The sequence below is a fragment of the Thermobifida halotolerans genome, assembly GCF_003574835.2.
Lineage (GTDB): Bacteria > Actinomycetota > Actinomycetes > Streptosporangiales > Streptosporangiaceae > Thermobifida > Thermobifida halotolerans.
Map to the genome: position 1 here is coordinate 3,443,524 of NZ_CP063196.1, position 19,751 is coordinate 3,463,274.

Here is a 19,751-nt window from a genome sequence, read left to right on the forward strand (position 1 = left end):
GAGATGGTGAGCCGCGACGAGGGAGCCCGGATCGCCTGGGACGAGCTGTCCGACCCGGTCTACGGCGAAGCCCAGCCGTCCCTGCTCGAACGCCTGCTCCAGTGGTTCGACGACCGACTGGAGGACCTGTTGGGGCGGGCGGAGGCGGCTCTTCCGGGCGGCTGGTGGACCCTGGGCGCGCTGCTGGTGGTCCTCGCGCTCCTGGTCGCGGCGCTCATCTGGTACCTGCGCCCGGGCCGGGTCTCCCGGCGCGCGGCCCCCCTCGACTCCTCCGCCGAGATGACCGCGGACGACCACCGCGGGCTGGCCGAGCGGCACGCCGCGCGGGGCGCCTACGCCGAGGCGATCCGGGAGCGGCTGCGCGCGGTCGTCCGCGACCTCGAGGACCGCGCCGTGATCTCCCCCAGGCTGGGACGCACCGCCACCGAACTGGCGGCCGAGGCCTCCGCCGTGCTCCCGGAGCGGCGCGCCGAACTGCACCGGGCCGCGGCACTGTTCAACGACGTCTGGTACGGCGACCGCGAGGCGACCTCCGAGGGGTACGGTCTGCTGTGCGCACTCGACGACGCGCTGCGCTCCGCCGTGCCCTCGACCCCCGCGGAGCCGCCCCGATGACGCCGCCCCCCTCCCCCCCGCCCCCCGCCGCCACGGCCTCCTCCGCGCTCTCCCCCGGCCTCGCCGGACTGTGGCGGCGGCTCCGCGGCCCACTGGCGTTCCTCCTCGTCGCCGTGGGGATCGCCACCGTCCTGGCGTGGGGTGCCCAGCCGCTGCCCGAGGGCCCCCTCGACCCCGAGGCGCCCACCCCCGAGGGGTCCCGCGCCCTGGCGCAGATCCTCGAGGACCGCGGCTCCGAGGTCACCGTCGCGCGCACGGCCGAGGAGGCGGCGTCCGCGGTCGCACCGGACTCGGTCCTGCTGGTGGTGCTGGGCGACCGACTGCTCCCCGAGGACGTCGAGCGGATCGCCGGACTGCCCGGCGAACTGGTGCTGGTGGACCCGACCGCCGAGATGCTCGACGCGCTGGCCCCCGGGGTCGAGATGGACGGCCTCTCCGAGACCGGCACGCCCGCCCCCCGGTGCGGTCTGCGGGCCGCGGTCCTGGCCGGAGCCGTCGAACTCGACCACAGACTGTACGTCGGCGGCTCCGTCGCCTGCTATCCGGGGGACGGGGGCCACGGGCTGGTCCAGACCTCCGACGGGGGACGCACGGTCACGGTGCTGGGCTCGGCCACCCCGCTGTCCAACGAGCGCCTGGGCCACGAGGGCAACGCGGCGCTGCTGCTGAACCTGCTGGCCGGGCACGACGTGGTGTGGTTCGTTCCCGACTTCCCCGAGTCCGAGGCGCCCGAGCCCGAGAGCCTGGTGCACCCGGGCTTCTTCCTGTCCCTGCCCGTGCTGCTGGCCGCGTTCGCGCTGCTGGCGCTGTGGCGCGGCCGGCGGCTGGGGCCGCTGGTGGCCGAGCGCCTTCCGGTCGTGGTGCGCGCCTCGGAGACCACGGAGGGCCGGGCGCGGCTGTACGCGTCCCGCCGGGCCCGGGACCGCGCCGCCGCCGCGCTGCGCTCGGGGCTGGTCGGCCGCCTCCGTCCGGGACTGGGGCTCGGTCCCGACGCCACCCCCGAGACGGTCGTGGCGGCTGTCTCCGCGCGCTGCGCACGCTCCCCCCAGGAGGTGCGCGTCCTGCTGTACGGCGAACCGGCCGGCTCCGATCCCTTCACGCACGACGACGCGGGACTGGTCCGACTCGCCGACGAACTCGATCGACTCGAAAGAGAGGTAAGGCAGTCGTGAGCGACGTCCACCCGGGCTCCGAGCCGTCCGCCGACTCGGCCCGACACGCCCTGATCACGCTGCGCTCCGAGGTGGCCAAAGCCGTGGTGGGCCAGGAGGAGACGGTGACCGGGCTGGTCATCGCGCTGCTGTGCCGCGGGCACGTGCTGCTGGAGGGGGTGCCGGGCGTGGCCAAGACCCTGCTGGTGCGGACGGTCTCCGCCGCGCTGTCGCTGGACCACAGGCGCGTCCAGTTCACTCCGGACCTCATGCCCGGCGACGTGACCGGGTCGATGGTCTACGACGCGCGGACCGCGAAGTTCGAGTTCCGCGAGGGGCCGGTCTTCACCAACCTGCTGCTGGCCGACGAGATCAACCGCACGCCTCCCAAGACGCAGGCCGCGCTGCTGGAGGCGATGGAGGAGCGGCAGGTCACCACCGACGGGCGCCCGATGGCGCTGCCCGACCCGTTCGTGGTGACGGCCACGCAGAACCCGGTGGAGTACGAGGGCACCTACCCGCTGCCCGAGGCCCAGCTCGACCGCTTCCTGCTGAAGCTGATCGTTCCACTGCCCGAACGCGCCCACGAGGTCGAGATGCTCGGTCGGCACGCCGCCGGTTTCGACCCCGGCGACCTGACCGCGGCGGGGGTGCGCGCGGTGGCGGGGGCGGCCGAGCTCAAGGCCGCCCGCGACGCGGTGAACGCGGTGCACGTCGCCCCGCAGGTGCTCGGCTACATCGTGGACGTCTGCCGGGCCACGCGGACGTCGCCCTCGCTGCTGCTGGGGGCCTCCCCGCGCGGTGCGACCGCGCTGCTGCGCACCAGCCGGGCGTGGGCGTGGCTGTCGGGTCGCGACTACGTGACGCCCGACGACGTCAAGGCTCTGGCGAAGGCGACCCTGCGGCACCGTGTCGCGCTGCGCCCCGAGGCGGAGCTGGAGGGCGCGACCACCGACGGTGTCCTCGACGGCGTGCTGGCCTCGGTGCCGGTTCCCCGCTGACGGACCGCCCGGCGGTGTCGGCGGGCACAACCAGGAGAGGGTTTGGTCACTGATGGCTGTCACCGGTCGTGCGGTGTTCCTGGCGTTCGTCGGGGTGGCGGCGGCGTTCGTCGCCGCGCCCGCGGGCGCCTGGGTGCCGTGGGTGGTCCTGGGGTCACTGCTGGTGGCCCTGCTGGCGGATCTCGCGCTGGCCCCGAGCTCCCGCGCGGTGCGCCTGGAACACGGGGGCGACACCTCGGCGCGGCTGGGCGACAGCGCCGAGGTGTGGCTGGTCGTCACCAATACGGGGCGGCGCACCCTGCGCGCCACCGTGCGCGACGCCTGGCGGCCCTCCGCCGGGGCCGCGCCGCGCTCCCACAGCCTGGTGGTGCCTCCCGGAGGGCGGCGTCTGGTCCGCACGGCGCTGACCCCGAGCAGGCGCGGCGACCAGTCCTGCGCGCACGTCACGGTGCGCAGTCACGGGCCGCTGCGGCTGGCGGCGCGCCAGTCCTCGCACTCGGCGCCGTGGACCGTCCGGGTGCTTCCCCCCTTCCGCAGCCGACGCCACCTTCCCGGCAAGCTGTCGAGGCTGCGGGAGCTGGACGGCCAGCACCGCGCGATGATCCGCGGCCAGGGCAGCGAGTTCGACTCGCTGCGCGAGTACGTGCCCGGCGACGACGTCCGCTCCATCGACTGGCGGGCCACCGCGCGCCGCGAGACGGTCGTGGTGCGCACCTGGCGGCCGGAGCGGGACCGCCGCATCCTGCTGGTGCTGGACACCAGCCGCACCTCGGCCGGGCGGGTGGGCGACCTGCCCCGGCTGGAGCACTCGATGGACGCGGCGCTGCTGCTGACCGCGCTGGCCGCCAGGGCCGGGGACCGGGTGGACTTCCTCGCCTACGACCGCCGGGTGCGCGCCCGGGTGCGCGCGCACGGGCGCGGCAGCACGCTGCAGGCGATCGTCTCGGCGATGGCCCCGCTGGAGCCGGAGCTGGTGGAGGTGGACGCGGCGGGGATGGTCGCCGCGGTCCTGGGCGGCCAGCGCCGCAGCCGCCAGCTGGTGGTGCTGCTCACCGATCTCAACGCCGCCGCGCTGGAGGAGGGGCTGCTGCCCCGGCTCGCCGCGCTGACCGCCCGCCACCTGGTGCTCGTGGCGGCCGTGGCCGACCCCCGCGTCACGGAGATGGCCGCTGAGCGGGGGGACACCCGGGCCGTCTACAACGCCGCCGCCGCGCAGCGGACGATCGTGGAGCGCCGCCGGGTCACCGCCGAGTTGCGCCGCCGCGGCGTCGAGGTCGTGGAGGCCGTCCCGGAGGAGCTGGCCCCGGCCCTGGCCGACGCCTACATCACGCTGAAGGCCCAGGGCAGGCTCTGAGCGGCACGCCTCGGTCCACGGCGACGATCCTGACTCGGCCGTCGCGGGGCCGGGGGCGCCTCCGGGGGGCGCTGGCGAGCACTGGCCGGACTCCGGGCTGTTCCAACGCTGTGGCCGCGACCGTGGCGTCGATGGTGCACCGACCGTCTCGGCGGGCATCTCAGGCATAGAGACGCCGCACTTCTCCACGGTGCGTTCCCGGCCGGCACGGCGCTTCCGATCACTGCCTCTTTCCGACTCCCGCACCAGCGTTCATGCCGCCCAAGGCAGCAGACCGGACTGCGGTCCGCGGGGGTTTTCACCCCGCCACCGCGACCGTCTGCGGGGCGTCGGCGATGTCGCCGGTCTCGCCCTCGTGGACGGCGCGGCGGCCCAGGGTGAACACGTAGAGCAGGAACAGGGCCTCGGCGACCACGCCGATGCCGATGCGCAGCCAGGTGATGTGCACCCAGCCGGTCACGAAGCCCTCGATGAGGCCGGAGACGAACAGCACCACCACGAGTCCCAGCGCCACCCCCATGGCGGCCCGGGCCTCCTGGCCCAGCGCCTGGGCGCGGGTGCGGTGGCCGGGGACCAGGAAGGCCCAGCCGATCCGGATGCCGACGCCGCCCGCGACGAACACGGCGGTCAACTCCAGCAGGCCGTGCGGCAGGATCAGCCCGAAGAAGACGTCGGCCTTGCCGTGGGCGGCCATCAGTCCGCCCGCCACCCCCAGGTTGGCGGAGTTGAGCAGCAGGACGTAGACCGCGGGCAGGCACAGGAACGCGCCGAAGACGATCGACTGCGCCGCGACCCAGGCGTTGTTGGTCCACACCTGGGCGGCGAACGACGCGCCCGGGTGCTCCACGTAGTAGTTGGCGAAGTCGTGCTCGACGTAGGCGCTGATCTCCTCGGGGGTGCCCAGGGCCGCCTGCGCCTCGGGGGTGGTGGCGACCCAGGCGCCCACCCCGAAGGCCACCAGCAGGTTGGCCGCCATGGCCACCAGCCACCACCAGCGCAGCCGGTACAGGGCGGCGGGGAAGGAGCGGGTGAAGAACCGGCCGAAGTCGCGCCAGGAGCCCGCGTGGGCGCCGGTGATGACGGCGCGGGCCCGCGCCACGAGGCCGGACAGCCACCCGGCCAGGGCCGGGTCGTGCCCCGTCGAGCGCAGCACGGACAGGTCGGTGGAGACCCGCTGGTACAGCTCGACCAGTTCGTCGATCTCCTCGCCGGTGAGACGGCGGTGGCGGCGTACCAGCCTCTGCAGTCGTTGCCAGGAGGGGCGGCGCTCGGCGGTGAAGAGGTCAAGATCCACGTCTCGACTCTACTCACCGGGTGGCCGTCCGCGGCCGGGAGTCAGCCGTCGCGTCCGGCCGCCGCCCGCACCTGAGAGACTGGGAGCAGACCCCGGGGCGGGCCGCCGACGCGTCCCCTCCCGGCGGCCCGCCCCGGACCCACGGCCTAGGAGGAGACGACGGTGTCGCACAGCGCAGGGCACGGCGGACAGTCCCATCTGGTGACGGGGGACGCGGTCGTTCTGGACCTGCGGCCCGCCGGATTCGCCAGTCGCGCGGTGGCCGTCTTCATCGACCTGTCCGTGCAGTTCTTCTTCCTGTTGGCGGCGACGCTGGTCGTCGTGCTCCTGGCCGACGGGGCGCTGGACCAGGCGCTGCCCGCCGCCATCGAGCTGGCGCTCATCGTGCTGACCCTCATCGGCTACCCGGTGGCGTTCGAGACCCTCAGCCGCGGCCGCAGCCTCGGCAAGCTCGCGCTGGGACTGCGGGTGGTCAGCGGCGACGGATCGCCGGTGCGGTTCCGCCAGGCCCTCGCCCGGGCCCTGGCCACGGTGGTGGAGTTCTGGATGACCAGCGGAGCGGTCGCGCTGATCAGTTCGCTGCTGAACCGGCAGGGGCGCAGGGTCGGCGACTTCCTGGCCGGGACCGTCGTCGTGCAGGAGCGCACCGGCCGCCGTCCCGGACCGGTCATCGAGATGCCGCCCCCCATGTCCGGGTGGGCGCGGGTGGCCGAGCTGTCCCGGCTGCCCGCCGACGTCGCCGCGACGGCCCACCAGTACCTGACGCGCTACACCGAGTTCACCGACCAGACCCGCTACGAGATGGGCGTCGGCCTGGCCAACACCGTCTCGCGGTACGTGGCTCCGCCGCCTCCCCCGCAGGCCAGCCCGCCCGAGTACCTGGCCGCCGTGCTGGCCGAGCGCCGCCGCCGCGAGGAGGAGCGGCTCGCCCACCTCCGGGGGGGCCGGTCCTGAACCGCTCCGGAGGAGGCGTCCGGCTACCGGGCGGCGGTCGGGAACGCCTCCTCCGCGCCGCCGCGGGCCGTTCCCGACCGGTCGGGGACGGCCCGCGGCTCACGGGCGCCGGTCAGTACCGGTAGTGGTCGGGCTTGTAGGGGCCGGCGGCGTCGACGCCGATGTAGTCGGCCTGTTTCTTGGTGAGCTGGGTCAGCTTCACGCCGAGCGCGTCCAGGTGCAGCCGGGCGACCTTCTCGTCGAGGTGCTTGGGCAGCACGTGCACGCCGGTCGGGTACTCGTCGGTCTTGGTGAACAGCTCGATCTGGGCGATCACCTGGTTGGTGAAGCTGTTGGACATCACGAAGCTGGGGTGGCCGGTGGCGTTGCCCAGGTTCAGCAGACGGCCCTCCGACAGCACGATGACGGAGTGCCCGTCGGGGAACCGCCACTCGTGCACCTGCGGCTTGATCTCGATCTTCTCGACGCCCGGGATCGCGGCGAGCCCCGCCATGTCGATCTCGTTGTCGAAGTGGCCGATGTTGCCCACGATGGCCTGGTGCTTCATGCGGGCCATGTGGTCGGCCGTGATGACGTCGCGGTTGCCGGTCGCGGTGACGAAGATGTCGGCGGTCTCGACGACGTCGTCGAGGGTGGTGACCTGGTAGCCGTCCATCGCGGCCTGGAGCGCGCAGATGGGGTCGATCTCGGTGACGATGACGCGGGCGCCCTGGCCGCGCAGCGAGTCCGCGCAGCCCTTGCCGACGTCGCCGTATCCGGCCACGACCGCGACCTTGCCGCCGATGAGCACGTCGGTGGCGCGGTTGATGCCGTCGACCAGCGAGTGGCGGCAGCCGTACCTGTTGTCGAACTTGCTCTTGGTGACGGAGTCGTTGACGTTGATCGCCGGGAAGAGCAGCGTGCCCTCGCGGTCCATCTCGTAGAGGCGGTGCACGCCGGTGGTGGTCTCCTCGGTGACCCCCTTGATCCGGGCGGCGATCCTCGTCCACTTGCCGGAGTCCTCGGCGAAGTTCTTGTGGAGCAGTTCCAGGAAGACGCGGAACTCCTCGCTGTCGGCGGTGGCGGGATCGGGGACGGTCCCGGCCTTCTCGTACTGGGCACCCTTGTGGACGAGCATCGTGGCGTCGCCGCCGTCGTCCAGGATCATGTTCGGGCCCTCGCCGTCGGGCCAGGTCAGCGCCTGGTCGGTGCACCACCAGTACTCTTCGAGCGTCTCGCCCTTCCAGGCGAAGACGGGCACCCCGCGGGGGTCGTCGGGCGTTCCGTCGGGTCCGACGACGACGGCCGCGGCGGCGTGGTCCTGGGTGGAGAAGATGTTGCAGCTGACCCAGCGCACCTCGGCGCCCAGCTCGACCAGGGTCTCGATCAGGACCGCGGTCTGGACGGTCATGTGCAGCGAGCCCATGATTCTGGCGCCTCTGAGCGGTTTCGCGGAGCCGAACTCCGCCCGGGTGGCCATGAGTCCGGGCATCTCGTGTTCGGCGAGGCGGATCTCCTTGCGTCCGAATTCGGCCAGCGAGAGGTCGGCGACCTTGAAGTCGAATGCCATGCGTCTTACTCCAGTCCTGAGGATGCGCTCTGCAGTCTATGAGCGGGACGGGCGAAGCGGCGGTTCGACGCCCCAGCCCGATGGGACTTTGTCCGGTTTGTCTGATGCGGGAAACATTCCCGTTTCTGGGGCGAACTCCCGAACAGGAGTGTTCCACCGGTTCCCCGGCTTTTCTCCCGCCTCCGGGTGATCGGTCGGCATCGGGGAGGTTTCGCCGATTGCCTGCGGGTAACGGTGTGTTGTGTGAGTTCGCTACGCGGCTTTGAACCGGCCCCGGACCGCCTTCCGCACGACCTCCGAGTCCGGCTCGTCGAACTGGACCGGCTGCGTGAGGTGTGGACCGGCCACCAGAGACGACGCCCCAGCCACCAGTGGTCCGGCAACCGGGCCCGCCTGCTCCGCCGACACATCCTGGAACTGCGCACCCTGGCAGGACACCCACCGGCCGCCTCCGAGGCCGCCGAGCGACTGGTGAACGACGGTTTCGACAGCGGCGGCTTCCTGTCCCCCGAGGAACGCGAACGGCTGCACGCCGAGGAACGGGCGCTCGCCTCCCTGACCGAGGCGTCCCGGACCGGGCGCGAGATGACCCCGGCCTACCTCGACGACATCGTGCACTCCCTCACCGGCCGGTCCGTCCCCGGCCTGGGCGACCGCCTGACGGGCTGCCTGGCCGAGGCCACGGCGGTGTGGACCCACCCCGTCATCCGTGCCGCCCTGGTCTACCTGTGCGCGGAGCAGGCACTGCTCGCGGCCGAGGGCGCCGCTCCGCTCCCGCCGGGCACCGGACCGCTGCCGTGGGCCATGGCCTCGCTGGTGCTGATGCGCGCCAACCACCCTCCGCTGATCGCCGACCACCGGCCGGTCTCGGTGCGGCTGCCCCGGCAGCGCGCCCCGCTGCCGCAGGACCGGCTCGTCGCACTCGTCCGGCTCTTCGCCGAGTTGCAGATCGCCGTCATGCGCGGCGAGTTGAGCTGGACCGCGGTCGACGACGGCGAGTCCGGGGAGCACTGCCAGACCCTGGCCCGCGCCACCTACCGGCGGCTGCTGGAGCACCTGCGGCAGCGCGCCCCCGCGTTGTCGATGGTGCTGCGGGAGCTCGACCCGGACAGCAGGGTGCGGGTGACCTTCGGAGATCCCGCCGACGCGGGGGGCCACCGCGCCCGGATGGACCTCGCCGCCGACCGCGCCCTGCTGGCCCGCGGCGGCCCCTCCTGGTGGGTCTGCCTGGAGGCCGACTGCACCGACACCACGCTGCGGCTGCTGTTGAGCGTGCAGGAGGTCGGCACACCCGCGACCGGCGTGCTCGCGGTGACCGCCGACGCCCTCGTGGACTCTCCCGGGGGGTCTGAGGACGCACTCGACCTGGCTCCGACCGACTGTGTGACTCTTCTCTCAACCGACAGCGTCGACGAACGGTGGCCCGAGGTGGCGGCGCTGGCCGACGAGACGGTCTCGCGCGCGGTCGACCGCCTGACCTCGGTGATGGCCTGAGCGGAGAAGCCGACGGTCCCGAAGGGACCTCCGCCCCGGTGGCGCCCGACGTCCCTCCAACGAGTCCGCGGGTGGGGGCGCGGGTGGGGAGGCGCCCGGGGGCGCCCCCACCGACAGACCGGAGAGAAGAACACCGGCCACCACCGGAAGACAGGAGAAGCCCCGGCCCCCCGGACCGCCGGCGCGGCCTACTGCGCGATCGCCGTGAGCAGCAGGACGAGCAGCAGGACGATGATGGTGACGATCACGGCGGGCAGCACCCACCCCTGTGACAGCACCGGGTCCTCCACCGGCCGGCTCCGCTGTCCCGGGTGGCCGCCCGTGTATCCCTGGTTGGGGCCGGTCAGCGGCGGGCGCTGCGACATGGTGGGGGGCAGCCCGCCCGTCATGTTCGGATGCACCCCTCCGGTCACGGTGGGGTTGTGCATCGGCGGTGCGGGCCGGTGGTAGCCGGGGGACTGCTGCGGCCCGGTGTGCGGCGGCGCGGGAGGACCGGAGTGCATCTGGTGGGGGAAGGGGGTCTGCGGGCCGCTGGCCGTCGGATGGGGCGGGGAGTGGGGAGGAGGGGTCTGCGGACCGCTCGCGGCCACCGGTCCGACCGCCCGCTTCTCGCCCTCGGCGACCGCCTCGGAGGTGGGCACCCGCCCCTCGTCCTCGGTGCCGTGGCCGAGCAGCCGCATCAGCAGCTGCTTGGCGGTGGGCCGGTTGTCGGGGTCCTTGTCGAGGCAGTCGGCGACGATCTGCCGCAACTGCTCGGGCACCTCGCTGATGTCCGGGGGCGCGCTGACCACCCGGTGCACCACCGCCGGAACGCTGTCCGCGCCGAAGGGCGCGTTGCCGGTGGAGGCGAACGCCATGACACAGCCCCAGGCGAACACGTCCACCTTGTCGGTGATGTTCTTGCCCGCGATCTGCTCCGGCGCCATGTAGGACGGGGTGCCGACGATCGAGTTGGTCATCGTCGCGGTGCTGTCGGTGACCCGGGCGATACCGAAGTCGATCACCCGCGGGCCGTCGCGGCCCAGGAGCACGTTGCCGGGTTTGAAGTCGCGGTGCACGATCCCGGCCTGGTGGATGGCCACCAGCGCGGTCGCGGTGGACACGGCCAGGCGCTGCAGGGCCGCTCCCTTGCGCGGCCCCTCCTTGGCCACCGCCTCCTGCAGGTCCGGTCCCTCCACGTACTCGCTGACCACGTAGGGCGGCTCGGCGTCGAGGTTGGCCTCATGGATCGCGGCGGTGCAGAAGGAGGCCACCTTCTGTGCGGCCCGGACCTCCTTCTCGAATCGTTTACGCAGGTCGGTGTCTTGCGACCACTGTTCGTTGAGCACCTTGACCGCGTACTTCTGTCCCTCGGAGTCGCGAGCGAGGTAGACGATTCCCTGGCCCCCGCGCCCCAGGCGTCCAATCACGCTGTACTCACCGAACGAGGTGGGGTCGTTCGGCTGCAGCGATTCGGGACCGGGCATCGATCTCCTCCAGAGCGGTCGTGAGCGTCGCTATCGCACGACCAGAGTATTTGTTAGGGGTTCCACGGCATAAGCCACTGCGAGATACAGAGTGGCGTAATCGGTTAGAGCGATCAAACCGGCCAAACGTTCCATCGGACTTGTGCCCTGTGCGGCGACCTCGCTCACCCGGACTCCCGCTTCCTCGGCGGCGCGTTCGGCCGCCGCGAGGTCCGCGGCCTCCTCGGGCGAGGCCTGGTCGTCGCGGAGCAGCAGGACCCGCATGCGGATTCCGCTGTCATCCTCCGGGTCGTCAAAGATACTGCGCGGTCCGCTGGGGCCCAACGGCCCGGTCATCGCGGCCGCCTGCGCCCAGGCGGTCTCGGGCGAACCGGCCGCCAGCGCGGGGCAGCGGACGTTGGCGGTGAACTGGGCCGCCGCCCACCGGGCGGCCAGCGCCGCCACCGGGGTGGCGCCCCAGACCACGGGAAGCGAGTCCGCCAGGGCCAACGCCAACTCCTTGGCGGGGTTGGCGTAGGTGTCGGCGGCGGGACGGCAGCGGTGCGCGGTCTCCTCCAGAAGCGCGGCGGTCGCCTCGAAGTCCGCCTCGGTCGCCACCCGCACGCCGAGCTGCTCCATCGTGACGAGCAGCGGGACGAGCAGGGACCACACCAGGGTGCGGGGCTCCCCCGGCACGGGCAGCGCGACGTGGGGGGCCCGGGCCTGTTCGGCGACCCCGGCCAGCGGCCCGCCGCGCGGTCCCACGGCCACGAGGCGGCTGCCGCGGCGTACGGCCTCGACCGCCATCCGCACGGCGGGATCGGCCTCCTGGCCTGATGCGGCCGCCACGGCGACGACGAGGTCGTGGGCGCCCACCCACCCGGGCAGCCGGTATCCCGCCGCGGTGTGCACCGGGACCGGGCAGCCGCTGCCGAGCAGCACGCCCAGCGCGGTGCCGGCGAACGCCGCGACGCCGGTGCCCACGACCACCACGGAGCGCGGCCGACCGTCGTCGGCGAGCACCGCGATGCCGGACTCCAGCGCGGCGGTCCTGGCCTGGCGCACCTGGGCCGCGGCCGTGGCGGTCTGCCGCAGCAGGCCTCCCCGGTCGAGAGCGGGATCGGTTCCCACGTCGTCGAGCCGGTACTCCTCGAACACAAAAGCCATGACCCGCTCCCCTCTCGGTCAGCGGGACCGGCCCGGGGCTCCATCGCCCCGGGCCGGTCCTGACCGCACCGCTTCGGCGTTATCCGATCCTGCGTGCCTCGTCGACCAGCAGCACGGGAATCCCGTCGCGGATCGGGTAGGCCAGGCCGCTCTCGTCGCAGACGAGCTCACCGGCCTCCTCGTCCAGCCGCAGCGGGGCCCTGCTCTTGGGGCAGGCCAGGATCTCCAGCAGCCACTCGTCGATCTTGGTGCTCATAGCTCGCGTCTCTTTCTGTGGTCGGACAGCCGTGCGCGGCGGTCAGGCCCTGATGATCGCCAGGACCTCGTCACGCAGTTCGGCCATGGACTCGGCGTCGGGGGCCTCCACGTTGAGGCGCAGCAGCGGCTCGGTGTTGGAGGCCCGCAGGTTGAACCAGCTCCCCGAGGAGAGGTTCACCGTCAGTCCGTCGAGGTGGTCCACGCTCTCCACATCCTCGCGCCCCGCGAAGGCCGCCTCGACCGCGGCGGTGCGCTCGGCCTGGTCGGCGACCTCGGAGTTGATCTCGCCCGAGGATGCGTAGCGCGTGTACTCGGCGGTGATCTCCGACAGCGTCCGGGGGTCGGAGCCCAGGACCCGCAGCACGTGCATCGCGGCGAGCATCCCGGTGTCGGCCTTCCAGAAGTCCCGGAAGTAGTAGTGCGCCGAGTGCTCACCGCCGAAGACGGCTCCCGTCTCGGCCATGGTGGCCTTGATGAACGAGTGGCCGACGCGGGTGCGCACCGGGACGCCCCCGCGCTCCGCCACGATCTCGGGGACCGCCTTGGAGGTGATCAGGTTGTGGATGATGGTCGCGCCGGGCTCCTTGGCGAGCTCCTGCGCCGCCACCAGCGCGGTGACGGCCGACGGCGGGACGGGTTCGCCGCGCTCGTCCACGACGAAGCAGCGGTCGGCGTCGCCGTCGAAGGCCAGCCCCATGTCGGCCCCGGTCTCGCGGACCTTGGCCTGCAGGTCGACGAGGTTGGCGGCGTCCATCGGGTTGGCCGGGTGGTTGGGGAAGGTGCCGTCGAGGTCGAAGTAGAGGGGGACGATGTCCAGCGGCAGGGGGTCCAGCAGTTGGTCTCCCAGGACGGCGGGCACGGTGTGGCCGCCCATCCCGTTGCCCGCGTCCACCACGACCCTGAGCCTGCGGATGCCCGACAGGTCGACCAGCGAGCGCAGGTGCGCGGCGTAGTCGGCGAGCAGGTCGCGTTCGGTGACGGTTCCGGCGGGGCCGTCGTGCTCGGGCATCCCCTTCTCCGCGAGGGCGCGGATCTCCGCCAGTCCGCTGTCGGCGCCGATCGGCGCGGCCCCCGCGCGGCACAGTTTGATCCCGTTGTACTGGGCGGGGTTGTGGCTGGCGGTGAACATGGCCCCGGGGACGCCCAGCTTGCCCGAGGCGAAGTAGAGCAGGTCGGTCGAGCCGAGGCCCGCCATGATCACGTTGCGTCCCTGGCGGCTGGCGCCCTCGGCGAACGCCGCGGCCAGTTCGGGGGACGAGGGGCGCATGTCGTGCGCGACGACGATCTCGTCGCCGTCGACGACGTGCGCGAACGCCGCCCCCACTGCCCGCGCGACGGACGCGTCGAGCGTGTCGGGGATGACGCCCCGGATGTCGTATGCCTTGAAGATCTGACCGAGGTCACCCACAGCAGCTCCGGAGGTGTCGATATGCGGCCGATGGTCAATGGCGCGGACCGCGGGGGTCCGCAGGGTCAAACGTACAAGACCCCCGTTTCGCGGTGGCGGGGCGAAGCGGCGCCGCGGACACGGGCCTGCCGTATGATTCCCTGTTGGCCTCATGTGTTCCGGATCTCCAGCCGGAGTGGGCTCAAACGTCCCGGGAGGGCCGACGCGCGGAGCGGGGCTGGTTCCGCTCGTCGGGACGGACCGGTTCGGACCGGACCACGCGCAGATGGCCGCGGCGGGCGGTCTCGACCCCCTGCCCGGTGGGGGGAGGCTGCCGCGCGGTGGGCTTGCGGCCCGCCTCGCGCACCGCGTTGGCGAGGGCTTCGAGGTCGTCGCTTCCGGGGCCGCCGGTGGAGGTGTCGGCGGGCAGTCGCACGACCTCCCAGCCGAGCGGAGCGGTCAGGCGGTCGGCGTGCATCGCGCACAGGTCGTAGCAGTGCGGTTCGACGTAGGCGGCCAGCGGGCCGAGCACCGCGGTGGAGTCCGCGTAGACATAGGTGAGCGTGAAGACTGCCGGCTGCCTGCACGCGGTGCGCGAACAGCGTCTGCTAACGCTCACGGGGACAGACGGTATCCCTTTCCTGCCCGCTGCGCCACCTTCGCCGCACGGTGTCCCCATCTGCCGGAGGGAAATCGGACACGTCGGGGTGTCCCCGGGGCTGCGCGGCGAGGCTGTCATGGCTTAGGCTCGAAGTTGTGCGAAGATTGCACCTTAACCAATCCCAGGCCGGACGGATACGACGCAGGGACCGCCGAGGTCGTGGAATCCGGGGCCCGCTGACGCCTCCGGAGCTGCCGGTCACGCGCAGCAGAGCGCAGGTGTTCGACGATCTGGTCCTCGACGCGGTCGAGCGCCTCGAACGGGTCTGGGCCCGGGAACTCGCCAACGTGGAGTTCCTCGTCGAGGACGTCCCCCGTGTTCCGCGCGGGGTGACCGCCGAGGACGGCATTCCCTTCTCCAGACTCGAGGCCGCCAGACCCGGCCGGGCACGCATCATCGTCTACCGACGCCCCGTGGAGATCCGCACCAAGGACCCGGAGGAGATGGCCCTGCTCGTCTACGACACCGTGGTCGAGGAGGTCGCCAACCTGCTGGGGCTGGAACCGGAGACGGTCGATCCCGAGGCATAACGTCCGAAGTGTCCGAGGGGCCGCCGCGGGGAACGCGGCGGCCCCTTTTTTCCGTGTGCGCCCCGGCCGGGTCAGGGCACCACGGCGGTCAGGCTGTCGACCACGCGGGGCAGCGGCACCTCGGTCGGCGCCGGGTTCAGGGGCAGGACGCTGAGCGTGCCGTCGACGGTGAGGGTGCGGGCCGCGTACAGCGGGCCGCCGTCGGTGACCTCGACGATCCATGAGGCCGCGTCGGCGGGGTCGAGCTCGGGGACGAGCGTGGTGCCCGCCTCGACCGTGACCTCGTGCGTCTCGCCGCGGTCGCCGTCGGCGGCCACCGGGGTCAGAGCGACCGTGGCCGCCGCCTCCGGGGCGCCCAGCAGCAGGGCGGTGTCCGCCTCCTCCGGAGCGGGAGGGGCGACGGTGCGGGCGTTCGGGCCGGGGGTCAGGGGTTCGGTGGCCGCGGTGTGGGCGGTGTCGTCGTCGGAGCGTCTGACGGACACCCCCACCACGACCGGCTGGTCGGCCGTGACGACCACGGTCGCGGGCCTCTGCTCCAGCGGCCCCTCCAGGCTCACGCGGGCCGACGCCGCCGGGGGGATCTCCACCTCGGCCAGCGCCTCCGTCTCGACCTCGCCGTCGGGGGTGAGCAGGCGGACCTGCGCCGTGGTGGGTTCGTCCGAGGTGGTCGCGACGACGAGGCGCTTGTTGCCCTCCCCGCCGGGAACTCCCGGGATGACGTGGCTGGTCGCGGGGGCCGTGGAGACCGGGACCCAGTCGGCGCCGTCCGCGGAGCGCTCCGCGTACAGCGCGGCGGCGACCCGGCCCGCGTTGGTGCGTACGTGCACCACGACCGCCTCGGCGGCCTCCACCAGGGACGTCACCGCGAGCTCCAGCTCCGTGTGGGGGTCGACCGTGACGCCCCGGGTCTCCAGGGAGAAGGTGGGGCCGTCGGGCGCGTAGAGGTCGACGTTGACGGTGGCCGGGGTGTCGTCGATGTTGGCCAGGTGCAGCCGCAGGTCCTCCAGCTCCGCTCCGCCCGGCGCCGCGAACCACGTGCTCGACGAGGGTTCGGTGCAGCGGATCTCGGTCACCGACGCGTCCCCCGCGGTCGTCTGGGAGATCTCGGCTCCGGCGGCGAACACGCCCTCGGCGTGCGCGACGGTGCCGTTCCCGGTCTCCTCCGGTTCGTGCCGCCACGGCTGCCCGACCGTCTGGGTCGGCTCCGCGGGCACGGTGTCGGCGAGGTTGGGGGCGACCGCCAGGCTCCCCTCCCCGGCGCCGTTCTCCGTTCCGGGGGCGAATCCCCCCACCAGGGTCCGGCGGTCCTCGCCCTGGGGGGTCGGGCAGACCCGCGTGGTCGACTCCACGGGGGCCAGCACGAGCTCGGCCTCCTCGGCGGGCGGCGGCAGCGCGGCCGAGGACAGCCGGGCCGCTCCGAACAGCGCGGCCAGGGCCGCCACCACCAGGACCAGCAGCGCGAAGCGGTTTTCGACGAGCAGCTTCACCTGGACGATCCTCCTCGCTGTCGGGTGCGCCGCCGACCTCGGCGACCGCGGCCCGCGCGGCGGGTCCCCTCGGCCGCTCTGCGGCCGCCCGGCCGCCGGGGTCTCAGGGTCGGCTGCGTGGCCTGCTCCCGCAGGTCCTCCTCGGTCCGGGCGCCGGGCAGGGCCAGGGCCACCACCACGAGCACCAGCACCGCCTGGACGCCGAGCCAGATCTGGCGGGCCGGTTCGGTGTGGGTGAGCACCAGTCGGCCGCCCTGGGCGGGAAGCTCGAACTCCTGCATGCCCCACTCCGTGCGGGAGCCGGTGAGCGCGACGCCGTTCAGGGTGGCCTGCCAGCCGCTCCCGGCGGGTTCGGCCAGCAGCAGGCGGCGTCCCCCGGTTCCCGGGGGGATCTCGACCTCGGCGTCCACCGGACCGGACTGGAGCACGGTCGGCTCCTCCTCGCCGGAGGAGGCGATGCGCAGCCGCCCGGTCTCCTCCAGCAGCCGCCACAGCGCGAACTCCTCGGTGAGCTGGAGGCGTTCCAGGCCGGGCAGGGCGTCGACGGTGTCCACGAGCGTGCGGTCCACGGTGTCTCCGACCTCGGGGGCCGGGACCAGCAGGTAGCGGATGCCGAAGTCGGCCAGCGCGTCCGCCTCGTCGCCGCCGCGGCCCGCGACCATCGCGGCCACGACCTCGCCCAGCCGGGCGTCGACGTCGGGGTCCGGGGTGATCTGGGGTTCGCCGAGGCGGGGCGGGCGTCCGCGCAGCACGGCGTAGCTGACCGTGCCGTCGTCTCGGGGGGAGACCACCAGCGTGCGGGGCTGGGTGCCGTCGGCGCTCACCGACTCCAGGAAGGGGGGCAGGGAGGGCGGCGCGTCGCCGGTGAGGGGCCCCTGCACGCCGTGCCACATCCACAGTCCGGCCGCCGTCACCGGCGTGGTCAGCGCCAGCAGCGCGACCGTCGCCGCGAACAGCCTGCGGTGCCAGCCCAGCCGCCACAGGTCGCTGAAGGACTGCGCGGCGGTGGCCGCCGACAGCAGCATGGCGGTGGACGCGAAGGCCAGCGCCACCCCGGGCCAGGCGGTGGCGTCCTCGCCGGAGGCCAGGTTCAGCGGCAGCCGGCTGACCGCGATGGCGATGAGGACGCCGATCAGGGCGACGCACCAGCCGACGGCCACCAGCATCCGGTTGCGGCGCAGCAGCAGGGCGCACAGCGCCGCGGCGACGAACCCGGCGGTCACCCAGATCGGCGGGGTTCCGGGGCCGCCCGGGGAGAGCAGCAGCAGGGCCTCGGCGGGCAGTCGGGCGTCGACGGTGTCGGAGCGGTTGATCCCCGCCTCCAGCAGCCACAGCGACGGGTGCAGGAACAGCTCCAGCGTCCACGGCAGCAGCAGTACCAGCGGTGTGACCAGGCTGACGGCCAGGCTGACGTGGAGGCGGCGGCCGACGTGCCCGAAGGCGACCGCGATGAGGACGCCGCTGAGCAGGGCCAGCACCCACACCAGCGGCACGAACGCCATGAGGAGGGCCAGCACCAGTCCGAGCGCCCAGGCGGCCCGGCGGGAGCGGCGCGGGTTGAGGGTGAGGACGCTCGTGGCCAGCAGTCCCAGCACCGGGAAGAGCGCGTGGACCAGGGCGGTGCCGATGCGTCCCTGGGAGATCGCCCCGGTGGCCACGGGCAGCAGCGCGTAGGAGGCCGCCATCCACAGTTGGGCGGGGCGGTAGTGCAGGACCCTGCGGGCCAGCAGGTAGGCGGTGAATCCGGCCAGCGGCACGGAGCCGACCAGGACGACGGTGACCGCCAGCCACGGCTTGCCCAGGGCCAGGGTGGACAGCAGGGCGAGCACGGCGACGTAGGGCGGGGCCGTGGCGTCGGTGCCGACGCCGACGTCGTGCCAGCTCGCCAGGTACATCCCCCACAGGTCGGAGGCGCCGCCCCACACGGGCGGCAGGGCGCCTCCGGCGAGCCGGTCGCCGAGCAGGAGGGAGCGTTCGGCGACGAGGGCGACCACGGTCAGTCCGACGACCAGCAGGGCGGCGGGGTTGGTGATCGCCCGGCGCAGCAGGCCCGAGTCGTCGCGCAGGGGGTCGTCGTCGTCGACCTGGGGAGTGACGGTGACCGCCTGGTGCCGTCCCGCCGTGTCCAGGGAGGGCGGGTCTCCGCTGAGGAGGTTGGCGACGACCTCGGTGAACTGGCGCAGCGCCACCCCCCGGGCCATGAACGGCCGGATCGCGCTGTAGGTGCGGCGGCGCCCCCTGCGCCGTCTGATCCTGGCTCTGATCAGGCGGAACGGCATCACGAAGAACACCGACGTGATGGCGGCGGCCTCGTCGAGGGCGTTGGCGGGCTGTTTGGCGACCAGGTAGGTCAGCACGCGCAGGGCCGAGGCGAAGGAGTTGCGCAGCAGCGCGCCCAGCATCGCCCCGGCGGGCAGGTTGGCGAGCAGGACGTAGAGGGCGTTGCGCCGGTCGACCCGTCGGGGGTGGTCGCCGGTGGCGTGGATGCGCCGCCGTCTGCGCGCGGCGGCTTCGGCGTGGTAGGCGACGGCCTCGGTGACGACGAGGACCCGGTGGCCCGCGCCGCCCACGCGCCAGCAGAAGTCGATGTCGTCGCGGAACAGCCGCAGGGAGCGGTCGAATCCGCCGAGGGCCTCCCACACGTCCCGGCGGACGAGCATCCCGGCGCTGGAGACCGCCAGGACCTGGCGGGTGCCGTCGTGCTGCCCGTGGTCGTACTCGGAGGTCTCCAGGCCGGTCTCGCGGCGTCCCGCACCGTCGATGGTGACGCCGACCTCGAGCAGGAGCCTGCGGTCGAACCAGTCGCGCAGCTTGGGTCCCAGGACCGCGGCGCGCGGGTCGTCGTCGGCCGCGGCCAGGAGCTGTTCGAGGGCGTCCGGTTCGGGGGTGCAGTCGTCGTGGACCAGCCAGATCCACTCGACGGTTCCCTCCGACTCGGAGAGCCGGGAACGGGACCTCGGATGGTCCAGGGCCTCCTGGACGGCGCCGCCGTAGCTGGTGTTCCGGGGCAGGGTCAGGATCGCCTCGGGGTTGATGTACTCGGCGAGGATGGCGCCGCTGCGGTCGCGGCTTCCGGTGTCCACTCCGATGATCCGCTGCACCGGTCGGGTCTGGGAGCGGACCGCTTCCAGCGTCTCGGGCAGCCAACGGGCGCCGTCGTGGGTGACCACGACGGCGGTGACGATGTGCCGGGCGGAGTCCAGGGGTAACACTGCTGGTGGTCGCCTCAGAAGTTCATGAAACGGATAAAAAGGCTATTGCGGTCAGGTCGCTGCCGGAGGATCACGATACGCCACTCGCGCGCCCACCGGGGTGCCGCCGTCCACAGGCGCTGGTCGCGGCCCCGGTCCGCGCCCGCGGCGCCCGCGTCCGGCCCCCGCAAATCCCGCCGGGTAAAGAACTGA

General features: G+C 73.3%; 16 protein-coding genes. 7 read left to right on the top strand and 9 right to left on the bottom strand.

The features are described 5' to 3' along the window. The first annotated feature begins 3 nt into the window (after positions 1–3). From NI17_RS15395 to NI17_RS15410, 4 genes are read left to right on the top strand one after another with little or no spacing between them, the layout of a single operon-like run. On the top strand, positions 4–615 hold the full coding sequence (locus tag NI17_RS15395) for a DUF4129 domain-containing protein (protein WP_068692329.1): 612 nt from the start codon (positions 4–6) through the stop codon (positions 613–615). Continuing rightward, on the top strand, positions 612–1,787 hold the full coding sequence (locus tag NI17_RS15400) for a DUF4350 domain-containing protein (RefSeq protein WP_068692125.1): 1,176 nt from the start codon (positions 612–614) through the stop codon (positions 1,785–1,787). Before NI17_RS15395 ends, NI17_RS15400 begins: the two co-directional genes overlap by 4 nt. Beyond that, positions 1,784–2,767, top strand: coding sequence for an AAA family ATPase (locus tag NI17_RS15405; RefSeq protein WP_068692123.1), 984 nt, complete (start codon positions 1,784–1,786; stop codon positions 2,765–2,767). Before NI17_RS15400 ends, NI17_RS15405 begins: the two co-directional genes overlap by 4 nt. Positions 2,768–2,819: 52 nt before the next feature. Then, positions 2,820–4,121: a DUF58 domain-containing protein gene (locus NI17_RS15410; RefSeq protein WP_068692121.1), complete on the top strand. Its 1,302-nt coding sequence runs from the start codon at positions 2,820–2,822 to the stop codon at positions 4,119–4,121. Between the two features lie 298 nt (positions 4,122–4,419). Here the strand turns inward: NI17_RS15410 and NI17_RS15415 are convergent, their stop codons facing one another. Further along, positions 4,420–5,415 (bottom strand): stage II sporulation protein M, encoded by a 996-nt coding sequence (locus NI17_RS15415; protein ID WP_068692119.1) that lies wholly within the window; start codon positions 5,413–5,415, stop codon positions 4,420–4,422. Positions 5,416–5,577: 162 nt separating this feature from the next. Here NI17_RS15415 and NI17_RS15420 point away from each other — a divergent pair, with 162 nt between their 5' ends. Continuing rightward, positions 5,578–6,369: an RDD family protein gene (locus NI17_RS15420; protein WP_119267655.1), complete on the top strand. Its 792-nt coding sequence runs from the start codon at positions 5,578–5,580 to the stop codon at positions 6,367–6,369. A 112-nt stretch (positions 6,370–6,481) separates the two neighbouring features. On the opposite strand, the gene ahcY is transcribed toward NI17_RS15420, so the two are convergent. Further along, a complete protein-coding gene (ahcY, locus tag NI17_RS15425; protein ID WP_119267656.1) occupies positions 6,482–7,918 on the bottom strand; it encodes an adenosylhomocysteinase in 1,437 nt (478 codons plus the stop codon). Between the two features lie 243 nt (positions 7,919–8,161). On the opposite strand from ahcY, the gene NI17_RS15430 reads away from it, so the two are divergent. Then, positions 8,162–9,412, top strand: a complete 1,251-nt coding sequence (locus NI17_RS15430) for a hypothetical protein (RefSeq protein WP_234401983.1) — start codon at positions 8,162–8,164, stop codon at positions 9,410–9,412. A gap of 188 nt (positions 9,413–9,600) precedes the next feature. Here the strand turns inward: NI17_RS15430 and NI17_RS15435 are convergent, their stop codons facing one another. The 5 genes from NI17_RS15435 to NI17_RS15455 form a co-directional block, all read right to left on the bottom strand. Beyond that, positions 9,601–10,878 (bottom strand): serine/threonine-protein kinase, encoded by a 1,278-nt coding sequence (locus NI17_RS15435; protein WP_068692115.1) that lies wholly within the window; start codon positions 10,876–10,878, stop codon positions 9,601–9,603. A gap of 30 nt (positions 10,879–10,908) precedes the next feature. Then, positions 10,909–12,024 carry an SIS domain-containing protein gene (locus NI17_RS15440; RefSeq protein WP_068692113.1) on the bottom strand — a complete coding sequence of 372 codons (1,116 nt, stop codon included), beginning with the start codon at positions 12,022–12,024 and terminating at the stop codon, positions 10,909–10,911. Between the two features lie 79 nt (positions 12,025–12,103). Beyond that, a complete protein-coding gene (locus NI17_RS15445) occupies positions 12,104–12,280 on the bottom strand; it encodes a Trm112 family protein (protein WP_084012667.1) in 177 nt (58 codons plus the stop codon). Positions 12,281–12,322: 42 nt separating this feature from the next. Continuing rightward, complete coding sequence (locus NI17_RS15450; protein ID WP_068692111.1) at positions 12,323–13,690, bottom strand: phosphomannomutase/phosphoglucomutase; 1,368 nt, start codon at positions 13,688–13,690, stop codon at positions 12,323–12,325. A gap of 181 nt (positions 13,691–13,871) precedes the next feature. Continuing rightward, positions 13,872–14,288 (bottom strand): DUF3499 domain-containing protein, encoded by a 417-nt coding sequence (locus NI17_RS15455; RefSeq protein WP_068692109.1) that lies wholly within the window; start codon positions 14,286–14,288, stop codon positions 13,872–13,874. A 176-nt stretch (positions 14,289–14,464) separates the two neighbouring features. Here NI17_RS15455 and NI17_RS15460 point away from each other — a divergent pair, with 176 nt between their 5' ends. Continuing rightward, on the top strand, positions 14,465–14,860 hold the full coding sequence (locus NI17_RS15460; RefSeq protein WP_199860079.1) for a metallopeptidase family protein: 396 nt from the start codon (positions 14,465–14,467) through the stop codon (positions 14,858–14,860). Between the two features lie 71 nt (positions 14,861–14,931). Here NI17_RS15460 and NI17_RS15465 read toward each other — a convergent pair whose 3' ends face one another. Then, a complete protein-coding gene (locus NI17_RS15465) occupies positions 14,932–16,347 on the bottom strand; it encodes a DUF5719 family protein (RefSeq protein ID WP_068692105.1) in 1,416 nt (471 codons plus the stop codon). Beyond that, positions 16,344–19,559, bottom strand: a complete 3,216-nt coding sequence (locus NI17_RS15470; protein WP_068692103.1) for a glycosyltransferase family 2 protein — start codon at positions 19,557–19,559, stop codon at positions 16,344–16,346. Before NI17_RS15470 ends, NI17_RS15465 begins: the two co-directional genes overlap by 4 nt. Positions 19,560–19,751 lie beyond the last annotated feature (192 nt).

Coding starts and splice junctions, on each gene's coding strand:
- ahcY (WP_119267656.1), bottom strand. CDS start 7,918: ATGGCATTCGACTTCAAGGTCGCCGACCTCTCGCTGGCCGAATTCGGA.
- NI17_RS15410 (WP_068692121.1), top strand. CDS start 2,820: ATGGCTGTCACCGGTCGTGCGGTGTTCCTGGCGTTCGTCGGGGTGGCG.
- NI17_RS15440 (WP_068692113.1), bottom strand. CDS start 12,024: ATGGCTTTTGTGTTCGAGGAGTACCGGCTCGACGACGTGGGAACCGAT.
- NI17_RS15435 (WP_068692115.1), bottom strand. CDS start 10,878: ATGCCCGGTCCCGAATCGCTGCAGCCGAACGACCCCACCTCGTTCGGT.
- NI17_RS15400 (WP_068692125.1), top strand. CDS start 612: ATGACGCCGCCCCCCTCCCCCCCGCCCCCCGCCGCCACGGCCTCCTCC.
- NI17_RS15445 (WP_084012667.1), bottom strand. CDS start 12,280: ATGAGCACCAAGATCGACGAGTGGCTGCTGGAGATCCTGGCCTGCCCC.
- NI17_RS15395 (WP_068692329.1), top strand. CDS start 4: ATGGTGAGCCGCGACGAGGGAGCCCGGATCGCCTGGGACGAGCTGTCC.